Raw genomic sequence first — 19,165 nt, 5'->3', positions numbered from 1 at the left:
AATGGAGCAACACCTGAATCCGAACCTGCCGCCAGGCAGCCGACCTTCAGGCCCATGACACCTTACAAACGCCAAAACAGTTCCTGGCGTCGCACAGCCTTGCGAAAAAATTCATTATCGCCGTATGGCGAACCGCCCCGCCCCGCCAGCAACCGCTGCAAACCACGCCGCAGGCGACGCTTGAAGGGAGCCGGTGGCTGCAGGTCGTGCATCATTGCCAATGCCATGGCCTTGTCACGCTGCTGCGCCAGGGAAAGCTGCAGACACCAGGGATGCATCTGCTGGCCCGGATCGAACACAGGAGGAAGGGCAATACCGGCTCCGGTGTCACCCATGGGCCAGCGATCGTTGTCGTGCAGGTGATTGGCATACCCCAACAACGTCGGCTGCCAATCAAGACCCTTTAGCGCTTCGAGCACCGCGGCCTGCGCGCAAATGTGATCGGGATGGGGGTCGAGGGTCGGGTGCGGCAACACGATCACCTCAGGCCGAGCCCGCAGCAGCAGGGCTTGCAGATCCGCCAGCAGGTTGTTCCAGGTGGGCGCGCCATCGACATCGCCCGGCAGGCCAAACGGGTTCAACTGGCGAAACAACCGGGTGTCGTCCAAATCCGCTTCCCGCGAGCCTATCGGCTTGGCGGGCGATGCCTGCATGGCCGCCAGTTGCAGGCAGAAATATCCCAACTGCACGCAATGGGCTTGCGGTACACCGGCCCAGCGCGGCACGGCGATGCTGTCCCAGGCGCGCAACCGGCCTTTGAGGCGCGCCGCCTCGACCTTGTCCATGCCCATGCGCTGATAATGTTCGGCTTCGATTTCACCGGCGGTGAGCGTTACGATCCAGGTCTCGTCCGCCTGGCTGTACAAACCGTAGGCGGCCAGCTCGGCATCATCGGCGTGCGGGGCGATGACCATCACCCGTTGCCGGCGAAAGTCCGGATGCTCGAATGCCCACAGGACCGGCTCGCCCACCAGCCGGCAGAAACGCCCGCGCAGACGCAACTCACCACGCGACAGCACCTGAGCCTGGCCACTGAGATTGAGGTAACGCAGGCCGTTCACACCCCGCTCGAAGGTCTGCCGGTCCGGGTTATCGCCACCCAACAACTCGACCACAGGATCGAAGAAGCGTCCCAGCCACGTGCTTTTTACCTTCAGGGCCAGCACCAGCGTCGCGTCGTCGACCAGCATGACACCCTCGTCCAGGCGCAGATGCTCCCCGTTCAGGTGCACCTTGGGCTGCGGGGTGTAGGGCGCAAACGTGTATTGATAGTGGTCGTTCGGCGAATAGAACAGGTGATCGGCAAACCAGGCTTCGTGGACCACCCAGCCCACCACCGCCAGCACCAGCGGCAACCACCACGCCACCAGGATGCCGCAAAGGATCAACAGCACCAGTGCGACCAGCAGACCGATGCGTTTGTTGCGCCGGTGGCGCTTGAGCAATTGCTGTTTGCGGTTCATGGGCTGACTCATACGGTGTAGACCGGCACAGGGTTGCACCAGCGATCCTTGTATTCCCGGTCGGCGCGGCCAAAGGAAAAGCGCAGGGGCTTGTCCAGTGCCCTGGCGTGCTCCCAGGCGCTTTGGGTGTTGAGAAAACTCAGCACGCTACCGGGGCTGAACTCGCGGGTTTCGGGGTCGACACCGCCATTGATGTATTCGACGCTGATCCACTGCGGCGTCTCGACGCGGTACACCAGTTGAATGGCAATGGGGGCATCGTTGAGGAAAATCACCGAACCGATCAGCAGCTCGCGCAACAACTCGATGACCTCGGCCATGCGCTCGGCACCGGTCGCCGGGAACCCCCAGCGGCGCTGGAACAGATCGCAATAGATCGCCCCCAGCTCCTGGCTGGAAAATTCGCTGACCGGTCGTACTGCGCCGCCTGCTTCTTCCAGCAACCTGAGTTCGCGGCGCTGGTTGTAGCGAAACTTCTTCGACAACTCTTCGGGCGTGCGCGCCATGGCCAGTTGCTCGGCCTGCAGCCGGATGCCGGTGAAACGGTTTTCGTTGAGCGCCGACAGGTAACGCCCGCGATGGCGCAAAGGTGCCTGGGCATCGGCCGCAGCCGGCAGGATGATCTCGGCATTGCCAAGGTCGAACAGGCCCTTTTTGCCGTTACGCTTGAGCACGTCCTTGGACAAGGCGAGGTCGCGCCCCCAGGTCGGGATTGCGGCCTTGATTTCGCCGTCCTGCTCCCAGGCCAGGTATCGCACGGGGATACCGGCCAGCTGCGCCAGGCGCTCGACCACCAGTGGGTGAGTGGCGACGCTGCCGCCATAACGCTGCCAGGCCTGGGCATAGGTCGGGGCATCGGAGAGCGACCAGCCACGTTCGCGCCAGCCTTGAAATCGGTTGAGCATCAGCCCCTCTGTGCCAGTTCGGTAACGTGCGGCAAGTGCCAGAAAGCATCGCGCACCGCGCGGTCGGAGAAGCGTTCGCGCAGACGCTCGAGCATCAGCTCGGCACACTGGCGACGTTGCTGCTCGTCCATTGCGGCCAGATGTTGCAGGCCTTGAGCCAGGTGCTCGGCATCGCCCAGCGGGAACAGGATGCCCACGCCTTCGACCACTTCCTTCGCGCCGCCACACGCCGTTGCAAGCAACGGCACGCCCGCCGCCATGGCTTCGAGCAGCACCATGCCGAAAGGTTCATGATCGGAGCTCAGGGCAAACACATCGAATGCCTTGAAATACCGCCGGGCCTCAGGGACCTGACCAAGGAACAGCACCCGGTTGCCAATCCCCAGCTCGCGCGCCTGGGCTTTCAGATCCTGCTCCAGTCGACCGCTACCGAGGATCACCAGCTGGCTGTTGGCCGGTAACCCGGGCAGCGCCTGGGCAAAACCGTCCAGCAAGGTGGCCTGGTCCTTGTCCGGATGCAGGCGCCCGACGTTGCCGACAATCCAGGCGTCCTCCGACAGGCCAAGGGTCTCGCGCGCCTCGCGAACCGATACCTGGCTGGCCTGCAAGGCCGGCACATCGATCCGGTTATACAGCGTCTGAATCCGTGCCGCCGGCCACTTCGGCAGGCATTGGCGCATGTCATCGCGCACAGCGTCGGACACCCCGAGCAGGCTCAGGCGCTTGCGGAAAACCTGCGCGAAGAGTTTGCGTGTGCCGCGTTTGTAATCATCAAACGCGTGGTGCACGCCAATCACCGGCAACGAGGTGCCGAGCAAGGCGATGTAGATGGGCTTGAAGCGATGGGCAATGCAGAAACTGAAATTGCGCGAAGCGGCGATCTTGCGCAGATCGCCGATGGCGCCCAGCTTCAAGCCACGAATGGCCTTGGAGCTGTACTCCATGAACAACACTTCATCGCTGGCGCAACCGGCGGCGACCTCGGCATCGGCGACCCCGGTCAGGAACACCGTGGTCACCCGGTAACCGGTCCCCGCGAAGAGGCTGGCGTACTGCCGCGCGCAGTCCAGGAACGGCCCGTCATAGCCGTGGCAGAACTGCAGCACATGGCGTTCAGCCGAGCGTGTCATAGGTGTCCGCGCCCTCTTTGACCACCAGGATGTCTTCCATGATCAGATACTGTAGATCGGAACCGAAGAACATGTTCAAGGCGTCGGTCGGCGAGCAGATCATCGGCTCGCCACGACGGTTGAGCGAGGTATTCAGCGACACGCCATTGCCGGTGAGGACTTCCAGCGCCTTCATCATGTCGTAGTAGCGCGGGTTGTATTCGCGCTTGAGCACCTGGGCACGGGAAGTGCCGTCTTCGTGGACGACTTCCGGCACGCGGGTTTTCCACTCTTCAGCCACTTCGAAGGTGAAGGTCATGAACGGAGCCGGGTGATCGATCTTGATCATCTGCGGCGCCACGGTGTCGAGCATGGACGGGCAGAAAGGCCTCCAGCGCTCGCGGAACTTGATCTGGTGGTTGATGCGGTCGGCCACGCCGGGAATGCTCGGGCAACCGATGATCGAGCGACCACCCAGTGCACGCGGACCGAACTCCATGCGGCCCTGGAACCAGGCCACCGGGTTACCATCGACCATGATCCTGGCGATCTGCTCCGGCATCTTGTCGAGCTTGCGCCAGGTCGGCTTGTTCTCGTGACGGGCGCAGGCCGCGATCACGTCTTCGTTGCTGTACGACGGGCCGAGGTAGACGTGTTCCATCTTCTCGACCGGGACGCCACGGGCGTGGGACACATAGGCTGCCGCGCCCACCGCGGTACCGGCGTCGCCGGATGCAGGCTGGACGAACAGTTCCTTGACGTCGTCGCGGGCGATGATTTTCTGGTTCAGCTTGACGTTCAACGCACAGCCACCGGCGTAGGCCAGCTTGCCGGTTTCCTTGAGCACGTCGCCCAGGTAGTGGTCGATCATCTGCAGCGCAATTTTTTCGAACAGCGCCTGGATGCTCGCGGCGTAGTGGATGTACGGCTCGTCGGCGATGTCGCCTTCGCGCTTCGGACCCAGCCACTCGATCAGCTTCGGCGAGAAGTAGTAACCCTTGCCCTTCTCTTTGTAGCGACGCAGGCCGATGACGTTGGCATAGTCGGTGTTGATCACCAATTCGCCGTTTTCGAACGAGGCCAGGCGCGAGAAATCGTATTTGCTGGCGTCGCCGTACGGCGCCATGCCCATGACCTTGAACTCACCGTCGAGCATATCGAAACCGAGGAACTCGGTGATCGCGCCGTACAGGCCACCGAGAGAGTCCGGATCGAAGAATTCCTTGATCTTGTGGATCTTGCCGTTTTCGCCATAACCGAAGAAGGTCGTGGCGTACTCGCCCTTGCCGTCAATGCCGAGGATCGCGGTCTTCTCCTTGAAGCCGGAGCAGTGGTAGGCACTGGAAGCGTGGGCCAGGTGGTGCTCGACCGGCTCGATCTTGATCTTCTTCGGATCAAAACCCAGTTGCTCCAGGCACCAGACGATCTTGTTGCGATAGCGCTTGTAGCGACGGTTGCCCATCAGGATCGCGTCGAGTGCACGATCCGGGGCGTACCAGTAACGCTTGGCGTACTGCCAGCGGGCCTTGCCGAACAGGCTGATCGGCGCGAATGGAATCGCTACCACGTCAACGTCGGAAGGCTTGATGCCGGCCTGTTCCAGGCAGAACTTCGCCGATTCGTAGGGCATGCGGTTCTTTGCATGTTTATCGCGTACGAAGCGCTCTTCTTCCGCCGCCGCGACCAGCTTGCCGTCGATGTACAGGGCTGCGGAAGGATCATGGCTAAGGGCGCCGGACAGGCCAAGAATCGTCAATGCCACAGGGGTCTAGCCTCTTTAGTCTGCGTGCAGGCGCAATGCGCCTCAAAAATTAATGTGCCCTCGCAACGGGCGAGAGACAGCTAAAGGGCGGGATTATAGCTTAAAGATGCCGGGAATGACCCTACGGTTATCAGCCTCGGGCAGGCCGCCAGTAAATACGGATGTTGCCATCCGTGCCCTGCCGGTAAAGGGTGTAGGGCAAGACTACGGTATCCAGCGTGCCGGACATCGCCAGGTCCAGCAAAATGACTGGAACGAAGATACCCGTTGGATCGGGAGGCCCATTCAATACGCAAAAGTCGTAGGCCAGGCCGCTGTAGACCCGCGGGATGGTCTGACAGTAGGTTTTGTGCCGACGAAGCGCCTGGGCCGCGTCGGCATCGTCCTGCAAGACCGTCGAGACGGTCCCGCACCCTGTCAAAGCCAGTGAGATGACACCTGATGTGACTGCCTTTTTGATCGTCAAAGCTTGCCCTCCGTGAACGTCAGGCAAGCTAGCATCGTGGTCATTCAGGCCACAGTTCATGGCTTCCCAAGTTCCTGTAGGACGATGCTTAAGAAATTGTCCCTTTTCTTCGCTGGCTGTTCCGGCCCCTTCGCGAGCAAGCCCGCTCCCACATTTCGACCGCTTTCATCTATGTGAACGCGGTTGAAATGTGGGAGCGGGCTTGCTCGCGAAGAGATTCAGACTGCGCTGGAGATATCTTTCGGAAGACGCTGATCGAGGACCTGATAAAGCGCACTACTCTCAGGCCAGTTGCGCATGAACCGCGCCCGATCCCGCGCATACGCCGGGGCGAAACTGGCGAGCGAGCCGTGCTGGCACATCGAATCCAGGTCGATCAGCGCCCAGCGATCCTGCTGCCAGAACAGGTTGTGACCCTTGAAGTCGCCGTGGCTGATGCGCTCGGCAATCAATTCGGCGAACAGCTGATCCAGCGCCAGCAACTCGGCCTCTGGCGCATCACCACTCTCGATGTACGGTGCGAAACGCTCGATGATGTCCGGCCCCGACAAATGCTCGGTGATCAGATAAGCACGGCTGCGCAACCAGAGAAAACGCTTCTCCAGCACCGCCAAGGGCTTGGGCGTGGCGATGCCGAGAAATGCCAGGCGATTGCCTTCGCGCCAGGAGTGCCAGGCACGGCTCGGGCGCCAGAAGCGCTTGAGCCAGTGGGCGAAACCCTTGATGTTGTAGCGCTTGATCACCAGCGTTCGGCCATCCACCTCGACCTTGCCGACGCTCGCCGCGCCCCCGGTCTTGTACAGGTGCCCCTGATCCAGCAAGGCATCAGCCTGGGCCAGTACCGGCAGCATCGCCGCTTCTTCCTCACGCCGAATCGCCCGCAAGCCGAATGCACCGCGCTGGACGCTGAACAGCGTGCATTCGCGACCGACCTTGATCAGGAAGTCCTTGAGGCGCCAGCTGCGAACCTTGTCGACCTGTTTCTGCAGCGCTTCCATGGGCAGCGCATGCTCGCCGTTGCTCAGCAGGTAGTACACCAGCAATTCTTCGGTAAACGGCTCCAGCGACTTGGGCAACTGGGCGAAAAACACCCCGAGATTTTCCAGGACCTTTTGCCGCGAGAGCGGCTTGCCTGGCGTTTCGCTGCAGATACCGGCACCATCGATCAAATACAGTCGATTGCCCTGGCGCAGCAGGTTGTCCAGGTGCAGGTCTTCCTGCCACAAACCTTTGCGATGCATTTGACCGATCGCGCCCAAGGCTTGCGCCAAAACGGCTGACTGCTCATCGGCCAGCACCGGCAGGCCTTCCACCTGCTGCCAGGCATCCCCCAGGCTTTGGGCGCCCTCAAGGAATTCAAACAGCAGCCAGCCACCCTCGCCATCCTTCAGACCGTCAGCCAACAGCAGCGGCGTGGTCAGGCCCTGGGCGGCGAGCAGTCGCACACCGTCCAGCTCGCGCTGGAAATGCCGCGCCGCCTTGCTGCCAACCAGCAACTTGGCCAGCACGGGCCGACCGCGCCAGACACCCGCACCGACATAACGCTGCCCGGGCAAGACCCGCAACAGGGTCAGCAACTGTAGCTGCGCCGGCCCGGCAGCATCGGCCAGTGAAAGACTGAGCGGCAGGCTCGGGTGACGGCCAGCGCTTTTCAGTTCGGATAAACGCATCAGCGCTTCTCCTTATGGCTGCGTCGCGCGGTCAGGCGCGTCAGCCAGGTGTCGATCAACGAGCTGTCCTGGGGTTGATCCAGATAAGCGCCCAGCAGCACCCGCAATTGCCCTTCGCTCCACTCGGGCGCCCGACGCAGCAACGGCTCCAGGTCCTTTACGCGGTCGCGCAGCCCGAACAACAGGTGCCGGGTCTTTTCCAGGTCGATCAGTTGCGCCTGATACCCGTCGCCGGTGGCCCGCAGGAAAATATGCTTGGGGTAGAAGCAGCCATGCACCTGGCGCATGCCGTGCAGACGCTGCGCCAGGTGCCCGCAAGCTTGCAGAATGGCTACCTGCTGCGCCTCGCCGAGATCCGTCCAGCGTTGCAACAGCGAATCCAGATCATCCCAACCGTCGAGGGCGCGCGTCAGGAGAATGGCCCGGGTTTCACCGTCCACCTTGCGCTCACCGAAGAACACCGCCTTGAGCGCCGGTATGCCGAGCTTTTCGTAACGGCTGATGTTACGAAACTCCCGGGCAAAACTCGGCTCGCCAAACGGCGCATGCAAGGTATGCATCTGGTAGTTGCTCTGGCGCTTGAGGTAGTAGCCACGACCTTCCAGATCCAGTCGAAACACGCTGCTCCAGCCACCCCGCAGGGTGTTGGGTTCGTCCACGGCATCGAGCTGCCGGGCCCAGAGCGCATCGAACGTGCCGAGGCCGTGACGCTCAAGCAGCGCCCGGTCTTCAGCGGCCAGGAAATCAGTCATTCGCGTCCCTCGAAAAATCTCACCACGTGCCGGATGCGTTTCTTGTCGGCGGCATTGAGCCGGCTGCATTGGCGGTATTGCAGGTAAAAGCGCAGGCGCTGGGTGGCCGACAATTGATACTTGGCGACCTTGTCCAGGCAGGCCAGGTCCTTGGTGATTCGGTACTTGAGCCAGAAACCTCTCCAGAAATCACCGTTGGGGCAGTCGATCAGGAACAGCCGGGCCTGATCGTCGACCAGCAGGTTGCGCCACTTCAAATCGTTATGGGTAAAGTGATGCTCGTGCATCGTGCGGGTGTAATTGGCCAGTTGTCGGCTGATGCTGTCGACCCAGGCGCGGTCCGCCAGTTTCGCATCGTGCCGCTCGGCCAGGGCCGACAAATCTTCCGTATGTGGCAGTTCGCGGGTGATCATCGCCCCACGATCATAGGCTGCACCGCGACGCTCCAGCCCCCAGGCCACCACCTCGGCGGTGGGGATGCCCCATTTGGCAAAGCGCTTGAGGTTCTGCCACTCCATCTTCACGCGTGGCTTGCCCAGGTAGCGGCGCAAGCCCTTGCCTGCCCCCACGTAGCGCTTGACGTAATAGTTGACGCCATTGCGCTGGACGCGAATGACCTCCGACAGCGGATCGCGGGTCAGGCGCTCGCCCTGCAGCGCAAACACGGCATCAAGGCTGCCGAAGTCTTGTGCCAGATCGCGATAAGCAGGCTCCAGTCTCCAACCCGCCATCAGAGCGCGTCTCCGTACCGCTGTTTACGCTCGTAAAGCTTGTTGGCCTTGCCTTCGAGCCAGCTCAGCAGCCCCGCTTCTTCGCCCAGGATCTGGCGTAGCGGCCGCTGGAAATAACCCTTGAGGAAACGCAACTTGTCGCGCCGGGTCAGGCCGATGTCCAGGGCGGAAAAATACAGCGCCGCCAGATCCTTGTTACGCCAGCGCGAGGTGATCGTCGGACGGGTCTGGGCGCGGTGCAGGTCGATCACCGAGAGTTTGAAATCGTCTGCGGTCACCGGCTTGTCGGTGTGCAGCAGGAAGTGGCAGATGTAGCAGTCACGATGGTTGACCCCGGCGCGGTGCATCATGCCGGTCATGCGCGCCACTTCAGCGATCAGCGCGCGCTTGAGTTTTGGCTCCGGCGGCTGCTTGGACCAGTTGATGCTGAAATCTTCAAGGCTGACGGTCGGCGCCAGCTCTTCGGTGACGATGAACGAATGCTGGTCCGCCGGGTTGCTGCCTTTTTCGCCATAGGCGACGGCGGTCATGGTAGGCACGCCGACTTCCTGCAGGCGCTGGATGGCCTTCCACTCCTGGCCGGCACCCAATACCGGCAGCTTGGCGGTGAGCAGGTTCTTGAAGATCTCGCCCCAGCCGATGCCACGGTGGATCTTCACGAAAAACCCGTTGCCGTCCACCTCGGTGCGCAGGGTACGGCGAGCTTCGAGCTCACGGTACACCTCGCCCTGCAAGCCCTCGACTTCGGCGAACGGGTCGCGTCCGGCCCAGAGGCTCTTGAACGGTTCAGCCAGCATCAACTTCATTTAAGCGTGCTCCGCCAGAATCACATCGGCCGCATGCTGCGGCATGCTGTAGAGGTCGGCCGTCTCGGCGAAGGCCACACCGTTGCGGCTCCAGGCCGCCCTTGCTTGAGCGTCGTTCAACATGCCGGTCAGGTACTGGGTCAGCTGGGCTTGATCGAACGGCTCGTCCAGCACCAGGCCAGCGTCGGCCTCGGCGATGTAATGGGCGTACCCGCAGACCGCGCTCACCAGCACCGGCAACCCGGCCACCAGCGCTTCAAGCAGCACGGTACCGGTGTTTTCGTTGTAGGCCGGGTGGATCAACAGATCGGCGCCCAACAGGAAACGCGGAATATCGCTGCGGCCCTTGAGGAACGTCACGTTGTCGCCGAGCCCCAGCGTGGCGCTCTGCATCTGGAATAACTTGGGGTCGTCCTGGCCAATTACAAACAGCCGGGTGCGCTTCTTCAGATCAGCGGGCAATGCGGCCAAGGCCTTGAGGCTGCGATCCACACCCTTGGTCTTGAACCCGGAGCCGATCTGCACCAGCAGCAAGTCATCGTCCTTCAGATTGAATTCGGCGCGGAACCCGGCGCGAATCTCGTCCGCATCCGCCGGCCGACGACGATCCTGGGCAATGCCTGGTGGCAGCAGGTGGAAGCGTTCCAGCGGCGTGCCGTAATGCTTGATGAACAGCGGTTGCTGGACCTCGGAAATCATCAGCACGTCGGTCTTCGCCTCTTTGGCGAACACCGCCCGCTCGTACTCGGCGAAGTGGCGGTAGCGGCCCCAACGTCGGTACAGCGAGTTGCGCAGGTTCTGCGCCTTGTCTTCGAAGCAGCCGTCGGCGGCGTAGTAGACATCCAGGCCCGGCATCTTGTTGAAGCCGATCAAGCGGTCCACCGGACGCTTGGCCAGGTCCGCTTCCATCCACTCGCTGAGCTTTTCGTTGCGTCGATGGTTGAAGAAGGCCTTGACCGGCGCCACCAGCACTTCGAAACCCGGCGGCACCTCACCTTCCCAGATCAGCGTGTAGACGCGGATCTGATGGCCGCGCTTCTGGCACTCCAGGGCGATGCGCATGAAATCGCGCTGCAGGCCACCAAAGGGAAAATACTTGTACAGGACAAATGCCAATTGCATCAGCGCAGCTCCTCAGCCAGTAATAACGTGCTCAGTCGGCTCGCGACACGCTCGGGATTCAGACGCGTGAAGCACAATGGCCACTCGCGTTTCAGGTCAAACTGACGGGCATCTTCGGCCGTCGGTTGATAGGTGCATTTCTTTTGCAGGCACGGCGCGCAGGGGAAGTCGCTGGCCAGGTGTATCTGCGACTTGCCGTAGGCCCCGGTCAGGCCCGGATTGGTCGGGCCGAACAGCGACAGCGTCGGCACATCCAGTGCCGCGGCCAGATGACCGAGACCGGTATCCACCGCCACGCAGGCTTGCGCGCCAGCCAGGACTTTACCGACCCCGGCCAGATTCAGCTTGGGCAATACCTCGGCGTGTTTGAAGCCGGCGGCGATGCGCTCGGCGCGGGCCTTCTCCGCCGCGTTGCCCCACGGCAGTTTCACGCCCACCCCGAGATATCCGACCCGTTCGGTCAGCTCGCGCCAGTAGGCTTCGGGCCAGTGCTTGGTGTCCCAGGTGGTGCCGTGCAGGAACACCACATACGGATTCTTGCGCGGCAGCTCCACCAGGCGTTCGACGCTCAGGCCGTAGTCGCCCAGGCCCTTGGGCAGGTCATAACCCAGGGCGATGGCGAACAGCTGACGCACCCGCTCCACCGCATGCTGTCCGCGGGCAACCGCCAGGCGACGGTTATAGAACCGCGCGGCGACGGGCTCGCGTGCCGAACTTTTATCGAGACCCGCCACCGGGGCTTTCACATACCGGGTCAGCAGAGCGCTTTTCAGCAGGCCCTGGGCATCGATGACCAGATCGTATTTCGTGGCGCGAACGCTTTGTTTGAAGCGCTTCCACTCGCCACTCTTGATGGTCTGCCAGATGTTCTTGCGCCAGCGACGGATCGCCACCGGAATCACCTTGCCCACCGCCGGGTGCCAGCTCGGAATTTCGGCGAAGCCTTCCTCCACCACCCAGTCGAACGTGATGCCGGGGATGGCCCGCGAGGCGTCGGTCAGGGCCGGCAGCGCATGAATCACGTCGCCCAGCGATGAAGTCTTGATCAGCAGTACCCGCAAACTATTTGACCTCGACCACAGTGCCCTGCAAACGCTGCAAGGCTTCGTTCACCGCTTGCGGCATCAGCTGGCGCAGGCAGTTGTAATGGCCGAAACGGCATGTGCGATCAAAGCATGGGCTGCATTCGATGCCCAGGCGCACGATCTCGACATGCTCGGCCAGCGGCGGCGTGAAGCCCGGTGACGTCGAGCCGTAGACCGCCACCAGCGGGCGGTTCAGCGCAGCGGCAACGTGCATCAGGCCAGAGTCGTTGGACACCACCGAATCGGCGCAGGACAACAAATCGATGGCCTCGGCCAACGAGGTGCCGCCACTGAGGTTCACCGACTCTTCACGCAAGCCGGGGATCAGCCGCGAACGGATGTCTTCACCCACGGCATGATCGTTCTTCGAACCAAACAGCCAGACTTGCCAGCCTTCGCGAATCTTCGCTTCCGCGACTTTGGCGTAGTGCTCCGACGGCCAGCGCTTGGACTCGCCGAACTCGGCACCGGGGCACAGGGCCAGCACCGGACGGTCGAGGGCCAGGCCAAACTTGGCCAATGCGGCCTCGCGAGTCACCGGATCGATCCGCAGGCTCGGGCGCGGGTAAGGCTTGGGCAGTTCAACGCCCGGCTCATAGGCCAGGGCCATGAAGCGCTCGATCATCAGTGGGTAACGTTCTTTGTCCAGCGTGCGCACATCGTTGAGCAGGCCGTAGCGGAACTCGCCACGCCAGCCGGTGCGCTTGGGGATGCCGGCAAAGAACGGCACCAGTGCCGACTTCAGGGAATTGGGCAGCAGGATCGCCTGGTCGTACTGGCCGCCCAGGGATTTTCCGATGCGTCGACGCGTCGCCAGTTCCAGTGCACCGTGGCCGAGCGGAAAGCTCAAGGCCTGGCGAACTTCGGGCATGCGCTCAAGAATCGGCCGGCTCCACTCGGGGGCCAGCACGTCGATTTCGCATTGCGGGTGGCGTTGCTTGAGACACTGAAACAGTGTCTGCGCCATCACCATGTCACCGACCCAACTGGGCCCAACGATCAGAATTTTCATGTGGTTTCCATAAACGAACCGGGGAGGCCTACGCCTCCCCGCCTCGAGAATCACTGTAGGAGCAAGGCGGCTTGCGATGGGTCATCACCTCCAACATTGCTGTCGACTGTCACTCCGCTATCGCGAGCAGGCTCGCTCCCACATTGGGTATTGGTGTACCTCGACCTGCATGACACTGCAGATCTACTGTGGGAGCGGCTTGCTCGCGAAGGGGCCATCACATCCAACATTGATGTTGCCTGACACTCCACTTTCGCGAGCAAGCCCGCTCCCACATTTGAATCCAGTCGCTCCGACAGGCGCGTTTCAGCTTAGCCCCAGCTCACGCCAGATCCGCATGACCTGTCGCCGTTCGTCCGCGAACTGGTCGCCCGGTATCACCCCGGCATCCTTCTGCAAGGCCTGCCGGTGGGCGGCGGAGCGGTAGGCTTTATAAGCCTCACGCAACAGGCTGGCATCCTCGACGGGCATCAGCCCTGCCTTCTCCAGCTCTTCCAGAATGCGGATGTTGTCCGTCCAGCGCAGCAGTGGCGGGTGTGTTTCGGACCACGCCAGGGCCGCGTATTGCACCATAAATTCAATATCGACGATACCTCCGGCGTCCTGCTTGAGGTCGAAGGGCGCCGTGGCCTCGAAGGCATTTGCCCCGGTGCCGGCCGCGGTACTCTTGCTGCCCAGGTTATCGCGCATCTTGGCGCGCATCTCGCTGACCTCCTGGCGCAGGGTCGGCAGATCGCGTGCCTTGCCCAGGATCGCCGCGCGAACCTGCTCGAACGCCCGACCGACATCCTCGCTCCCCACCAGCACCCGCGCCCTGACCAGCGCCTGATGCTCCCAGGTCCAGGCTTCATTTTCCTGATAGCGGGCAAAGGCCCCCAGCGAACTCACCAGCAGCCCCGATGCACCGGACGGCCGCAGGCGCATGTCGACTTCATAGAGCTGACCGGAGTTGGTCTGCGCCGTCAGCAAGTGAATGATCCGCTGCCCCAGCCGGGTGAAAAATTGCGCGCCATCGATCGACTTCGGCCCGTCGGTTTCTGCCTGTGGATCGCCATCATGGATGAACACCAGGTCCAGGTCCGAACCATGCCCCAATTCCAGGCCACCGACTTTTCCATAACCGACAATGATGAAGCCGGGATCGCACAAGGTGCCATCGGTGCGCAGCGGTGTGCCGTACTTGGCGACCGTTTGCCGCCAGGCCAGGGCCAGCACTTGCTCCAGGATCGCTTCGGCGAGCCAGGTCAGGTAATCGCTGACTTTCATCAGGGGCAGGCTGCCGGCGATTTCCGAAGCGGCGACCCGCAAGCGGTGCGCCAGCTTGAAATGACGCAAGGCTTCCATTTGCTGCTCGAGGTCGTCCTCGGGAATCCGCGTCAGGCGTTCGCGCAACTCGGCGGCCAACTCCGGCGCCAACGGCGGCTTGAACAATCGGCCTTCGTTGAGCAACTCGTCAAGCAACAGCGGAAAACGGGTGATCTGTTCGGCGATCCACGGGCTCGCCGCGCACAGGGTCAGCAAGCGTCGCAGTGCGCCGGGGTTTTCGGTCAACAGCACCAGGTAGGCAGAACGACGCGCCACGGCTTCCACCAGTGGCAATACCCGCTCCAGCACCAGATCCGGATTGGCATGCTCTACGGCCTGAGCCAGCAAGCGCGGAATAAAGGCATCGAGACGTTCGCGCCCCAGACGCTGCATGGCGCGCAACTGCGGGCTGCCACGCAAGTTGGCCAAGGCCTTCAATGCTTTGCTGGCATCAAGGAAGCCGCCCTCCTGCAACTGACGGCAGGCGGCTTCCTCATCCTGGGCTTCCTCCCACAACGGCAGCCATTCACCGCCCACCACCACTTCGCTTTCGGCGCCCTGCTCTTCATCGGGGTCGGCGATCACCTGACCGAAATGCCAGGCCACACGGCCACGCCAGTACATCAACTGCTCATGGAACGCCGACCAGTCGGCGAAGCCGAGCATGAAGGCAATGCGCGCCTGGTCCTGGACACCGTCGGGCAGCATTTGCGTCTGGCGATCGGCAATCGCCTGGATCGCGTGTTCGGTATAACGCAGGAATTCGTAGCCTTCGCGCAGTTCACTGATCACCGCTGGCGGCAGGTAACCTTGACCCTCCAGCGTACTCAGCACTTTTAATAATGGACGCTGTTGCAGACTCAGATCGCGACCGCCATGAATCAGCTGGAAGGCCTGGGCGATGAACTCCACCTCACGGATGCCACCGGAGCCGAGCTTGATGTTGTCGGCCATGCCCTTGCGCCGCACTTCCTGCTGGATCAGCTGCTTCATGGTGCGCAGCGCTTCAATGGCGGAAAAGTCCAGATAGCGCCGGTAGACGAAGGGTCGCAGCATCTCTTGCAGCTGCGCACCGGCCACTTGATCGCCGGCGACCACCCGCGACTTGATCATCGCGTAGCGTTCCCAGTCGCGACCCTGGTCCTGGTAGTACTGCTCCAGCGCGTTGAAATTCAATACCAGCGCGCCAGACGATCCATAAGGTCGCAGGCGCATGTCGACGCGGAACACGAAACCGTCGACGGTCATCGGGTCCAGGGCCTTGATCAGGCGCTGGCCGAGACGAATGAAGAATTCCTGGTTATCCAGCGAGCGTTTAACGCCGACCGTTTCGCCGCCTTCGGGGTAGGCGAAAATCAGGTCGATATCCGACGACAGATTCAGCTCAACGGCACCGAGCTTGCCCATGCCAAGGACGACCATCTGCTGCGGCTCGCCGCTGCGGCGGCCGGTCGGCACGCCGAACTGCTGACAGTGCCGCGCGTATAGCCATTGATAGGCTTGATCGATGCTGGCGTCAGCCATGTCCGAAAGGTCGCGGCAGGTCTGGATCAGATCAGCCTGGCGGGTCAGGTCCCGCCAGATGATTCGCACTTGGTGGCGCGCCCGTTGGCGGCGCAACGCCCGACCGAGTTGATCATCGGTTTCGGCAAGGTTCACGGCTGCCGCAATTTGCGCGCACAACTCGCCGGAGGCAAAGCTTCGGTCCAGCTCGCCGGACTGCACCAGTTCCAGCAGCATCCGCGGATCACGCACGCTTTGTTCAGTGACGAAGTCGCTGGCAGCGGTGACGCGGGCAAATTGCGCCCAGCGTTCAGGTGTCCACGCGGACAGGCGATGGTCGTCATCCAATGCCTCGACGGTAGTACGGAACGACTGCTCGGCGCGAGTGACAAACGGCAACAGAATGGCGGGCAGGTCGGCAAGCGGGGGCAGGCTCATGGTCTATCCTTGATCGGCGTGTGACGGGCAGCATGTAGTGAATCTCGCAAACCCACTACCTGAAGGAGTGTCGAACAAAGGTTAGAAATAGCTGAAAATACTTTTTTATCGGCAGCGAACATCAAGCTTTCACCTTTTTCGGTTGGCAAAATACCAACCTTAACGATTATTCTCACAACGCAGCCGGGGGCCACAAGCCGCTCATCTGTAGTTTTACTACTCGTATATACATTAGCAAGGCTGAAATGCCGGATGATTTGTAGTAAAACTACACACCGCCGGACCAACCTATCGGCAATCCAAGAATTCATAACGTCTGCCCACAAGGCCAGTCGCTAACTCAGGCAACCGATTCTGGTAGCCTTTCCGCCCTGGAGCAAGCCATGCAAGACCTCGATCCCGTCGAAACCCAGGAATGGCTGGACGCCCTGGAATCGGTTCTCGACAAAGAAGGCGAAGACCGTGCTCACTATCTGATGACCCGTATGGGTGAACTCGCAACCCGCAGCGGTTCGCAGTTGCCTTACGCCATCACCACGCCTTACCGCAACACCATCCCGGTAACCCACGAAGCACGCATGCCTGGCGACCTGTTCATGGAACGCCGCATTCGCTCGCTGGTACGCTGGAACGCGATGGCCATGGTAATGCGTACGAACCTGAAAGATTCTGACCTCGGCGGTCACATCTCCAGCTTCGCTTCCAGTGCGACCCTGTATGACATCGGCTTCAACTACTTCTTCCAGGCCCCGACCGACGAACACGGCGGCGACCTGATCTACTTCCAGGGCCACACCTCGCCAGGCGTTTACGCCCGTGCGTTCATGGAAGGCCGCATTTCCGAAGACCAGATGAACAACTTCCGTCAGGAAGTGGACGGTCAGGGCCTGTCGTCCTACCCGCACCCTTGGCTGATGCCTGACTTCTGGCAGTTCCCGACTGTATCCATGGGTCTGGGCCCGATCCAGGCGATCTACCAGGCGCGTTTCATGAAGTACCTGGAAGCCCGTGGCTTCATTCCTGCCGGCAAGCAGAAAGTCTGGTGCTTCCTGGGCGACGGCGAGTGCGACGAGCCGGAATCCCTGGGCGCGATCTCCCTGGCTGGCCGCGAGAAGCTGGACAACCTGATCTTCGTCATCAACTGCAACCTGCAGCGCCTCGACGGCCCGGTTCGCGGCAACGGCAAGATCATCCAGGAACTCGAAGGCGTGTTCCGCGGTGCTCAGTGGAACGTGACCAAAGTCATCTGGGGCCGTTTCTGGGACCCACTGCTGGCCAAGGACGTCGACGGCATCCTGCAACGTCGCATGGACGAAGTCATCGACGGCGAATACCAGAACTACAAAGCCAAAGACGGCGCGTTCGTGCGTGAACACTTCTTCAACACGCCAGAACTCAAGGCGATGGTCGAAGACCTGTCCGATGACGAGATCTGGAAACTCAACCGTGGCGGCCACGACCCGTACAAGGTCTACGCGGCGTACCACGAAGCGGTCAACCACAAGGAACAACCGACCGTCATCCTGGCCAAGACCATCAAGGGTTATGGCACCGGTGCCGGCGAAGCGAAGAACACCGCGCACAACACCAAGAAGGTTGATGTTGAAAGCCTGAAGCTGTTCCGCGATCGCTTCGACATTCCAGTTAAAGATGAAGAGCTGGAAAACCTGCCGTTCTTCAAGCCGGAGCCAAACAGCGCCGAAGCCCGCTACCTGAGCGAGCGCCGCACTGCACTGGGCGGTTTCGTGCCACAACGTCGCGCACAAAGCTTCAGCGTACCGACGCCGCCACTGGATACCCTCAAAGCTATCCTGGACGGCTCGGGCGACCGTGAAATCTCCACCACCATGGCCTTCGTGCGCATCCTCGCGCAACTGGTCAAGGACAAGGAAATCGGTCCGCGCATCGTGCCGATCATCCCGGACGAAGCCCGTACCTTCGGTATGGAAGGCATGTTCCGTCAGTTGGGCATCTACTCGTCCGTCGGCCAGCTCTACGAGCCAGTCGATAAAGACCAGGTGATGTTCTACAAGGAAGACAAGAAGGGCCAGATCCTCGAAGAAGGCATCAACGAAGCGGGCGCCATGAGCTCCTTCATCGCTGCCGGTACTTCGTACTCCAGCCACAACCAGCCGATGCTGCCGTTCTACATCTTCTATTCGATGTTCGGCTTCCAGCGTATTGGCGACCTCGCGTGGGCCGCTGGCGACAGCCGTACCCGTGGCTTCCTGATCGGCGGTACCGCCGGCCGTACCACCCTGAACGGTGAAGGCCTGCAACACGAAGACGGTCACAGCCACCTGCTGGCCGCGACCATCCCGAACTGCCGCACCTACGATCCAACCTACGGCTACGAGCTGGCGGTGATCATTCAGGACGGCATGAAGAAGATGACCGAAGAGCAACAGGACGTCTTCTACTACATCACCGTGATGAACGAGTCCTACCAGCAGCCAGCCATGCCGGCCGGTGCCGAAGAAGGCATCAAGAAAGGCATGTACCTGCTCGAGGAAGACACCCGCGAAGCGGCGCACCACGTCCAGCTGATGGGCTCCGGCACCATCCTGCGTGAAGTCCGTGAAGCAGCGAAGATCCTGCGTGAACAGTTCAACGTCGGCGCCGACGTGTGGAGCGTTACCAGCTTCAACGAACTGCGTCGCGACGGCCTGGCCGTTGAGCGCACCAACCGTCTGCACCCTGGCCAGAAGCCTAAGCTGAGCTATGTGGAAGAGTGCCTGAACGGCCGTAAAGGTCCGGTCATTGCCTCGACCGACTACATGAAACTGTTCGCCGAGCAGATCCGTCAGTGGGTACCGTCCAAGGAATTCAAAGTCCTGGGCACCGACGGTTTCGGCCGCAGCGACAGCCGCAAGAAACTGCGTCATTTCTTCGAAGTTGACCGTCATTTCGTGGTGTTGGCAGCCCTGGAAGCACTGGCTGACCGTGGTGACATCGAACCTAAGGTCGTGGCTGAAGCCATTGCCAAGTTCGGTATCAACCCGGAAAAACTCAACCCACTGGACTGCTGAGGAGAGA

Annotated in this window: 14 protein-coding genes; 1 reads left to right on the top strand and 13 read right to left on the bottom strand. The window is 61.5% G+C overall.

What is annotated here, in order from left to right:
• Positions 1 to 62: 62 nt before the first annotated feature.
• The 13 genes from DKB71_RS02920 to glnE form a co-directional block, all read right to left on the bottom strand.
• The gene (locus DKB71_RS02920) at positions 63 to 1,463 is read right to left on the bottom strand and encodes a PIG-L deacetylase family protein (protein ID WP_408599578.1); all 1,401 of its coding nucleotides are present in this window, start codon (positions 1,461 to 1,463) and stop codon (positions 63 to 65) included.
• An 8-nt stretch (positions 1,464 to 1,471) separates the two neighbouring features.
• A complete protein-coding gene (locus tag DKB71_RS02915; protein ID WP_408599577.1) occupies positions 1,472 to 2,368 on the bottom strand; it encodes an antimicrobial resistance protein Mig-14 in 897 nt (298 codons plus the stop codon).
• The gene (locus DKB71_RS02910) at positions 2,368 to 3,498 is read right to left on the bottom strand and encodes a glycosyltransferase (protein ID WP_323608921.1); all 1,131 of its coding nucleotides are present in this window, start codon (positions 3,496 to 3,498) and stop codon (positions 2,368 to 2,370) included. Before DKB71_RS02910 ends, DKB71_RS02915 begins: the two co-directional genes overlap by 1 nt.
• Complete coding sequence (locus DKB71_RS02905) at positions 3,482 to 5,239, bottom strand: carbamoyltransferase (protein WP_408599576.1); 1,758 nt, start codon at positions 5,237 to 5,239, stop codon at positions 3,482 to 3,484. Before DKB71_RS02905 ends, DKB71_RS02910 begins: the two co-directional genes overlap by 17 nt.
• Before the next feature lie 130 nt (positions 5,240 to 5,369).
• The gene (locus DKB71_RS02900; protein WP_408599575.1) at positions 5,370 to 5,705 is read right to left on the bottom strand and encodes a YceK/YidQ family lipoprotein; all 336 of its coding nucleotides are present in this window, start codon (positions 5,703 to 5,705) and stop codon (positions 5,370 to 5,372) included.
• 218 nt (positions 5,706 to 5,923) lie between these two features.
• Complete coding sequence (locus tag DKB71_RS02895) at positions 5,924 to 7,375, bottom strand: lipopolysaccharide kinase InaA family protein (RefSeq protein WP_408599574.1); 1,452 nt, start codon at positions 7,373 to 7,375, stop codon at positions 5,924 to 5,926.
• On the bottom strand, positions 7,375 to 8,127 hold the full coding sequence (locus tag DKB71_RS02890) for a lipopolysaccharide kinase InaA family protein (RefSeq protein WP_408599573.1): 753 nt from the start codon (positions 8,125 to 8,127) through the stop codon (positions 7,375 to 7,377). Before DKB71_RS02890 ends, DKB71_RS02895 begins: the two co-directional genes overlap by 1 nt.
• The gene (locus DKB71_RS02885; protein ID WP_408599572.1) at positions 8,124 to 8,858 is read right to left on the bottom strand and encodes a lipopolysaccharide kinase InaA family protein; all 735 of its coding nucleotides are present in this window, start codon (positions 8,856 to 8,858) and stop codon (positions 8,124 to 8,126) included. Before DKB71_RS02885 ends, DKB71_RS02890 begins: the two co-directional genes overlap by 4 nt.
• On the bottom strand, positions 8,858 to 9,664 hold the full coding sequence (gene rfaP, locus DKB71_RS02880) for a lipopolysaccharide core heptose(I) kinase RfaP (RefSeq protein WP_274076034.1): 807 nt from the start codon (positions 9,662 to 9,664) through the stop codon (positions 8,858 to 8,860). The genes DKB71_RS02885 and rfaP overlap by 1 nt, the downstream gene beginning before the upstream one ends.
• Entirely contained in the window at positions 9,665 to 10,786 is a 1,122-nt protein-coding gene (locus DKB71_RS02875; RefSeq protein WP_408599571.1) for a glycosyltransferase family 4 protein, read from the bottom strand.
• On the bottom strand, positions 10,786 to 11,847 hold the full coding sequence (gene waaC, locus DKB71_RS02870) for a lipopolysaccharide heptosyltransferase I (RefSeq protein ID WP_408599570.1): 1,062 nt from the start codon (positions 11,845 to 11,847) through the stop codon (positions 10,786 to 10,788). Before waaC ends, DKB71_RS02875 begins: the two co-directional genes overlap by 1 nt.
• Position 11,848: 1 nt before the next feature.
• Positions 11,849 to 12,883, bottom strand: coding sequence for a lipopolysaccharide heptosyltransferase II (gene waaF / locus DKB71_RS02865; protein WP_274076037.1), 1,035 nt, complete (start codon positions 12,881 to 12,883; stop codon positions 11,849 to 11,851).
• Positions 12,884 to 13,189: 306 nt separating this feature from the next.
• On the bottom strand, positions 13,190 to 16,129 hold the full coding sequence (glnE, locus tag DKB71_RS02860) for a bifunctional [glutamate--ammonia ligase]-adenylyl-L-tyrosine phosphorylase/[glutamate--ammonia-ligase] adenylyltransferase (RefSeq protein WP_408599569.1): 2,940 nt from the start codon (positions 16,127 to 16,129) through the stop codon (positions 13,190 to 13,192).
• 383 nt (positions 16,130 to 16,512) lie between these two features.
• Between glnE and aceE the strand changes: the two genes are divergently transcribed.
• Entirely contained in the window at positions 16,513 to 19,158 is a 2,646-nt protein-coding gene (gene aceE / locus DKB71_RS02855; protein ID WP_323626723.1) for a pyruvate dehydrogenase (acetyl-transferring), homodimeric type, read from the top strand.
• The last annotated feature ends 7 nt before the right edge of the window (positions 19,159 to 19,165 follow it).

The sequence above is a fragment of the Pseudomonas sp. PLMAX genome, from assembly GCF_046042685.1.
GTDB lineage: Bacteria > Pseudomonadota > Gammaproteobacteria > Pseudomonadales > Pseudomonadaceae > Aquipseudomonas > Aquipseudomonas putida_AE.
The sequence above is the reverse complement of the archived record's forward strand: the minus strand, read 5'-3'. Positions and strand labels throughout refer to the sequence as shown.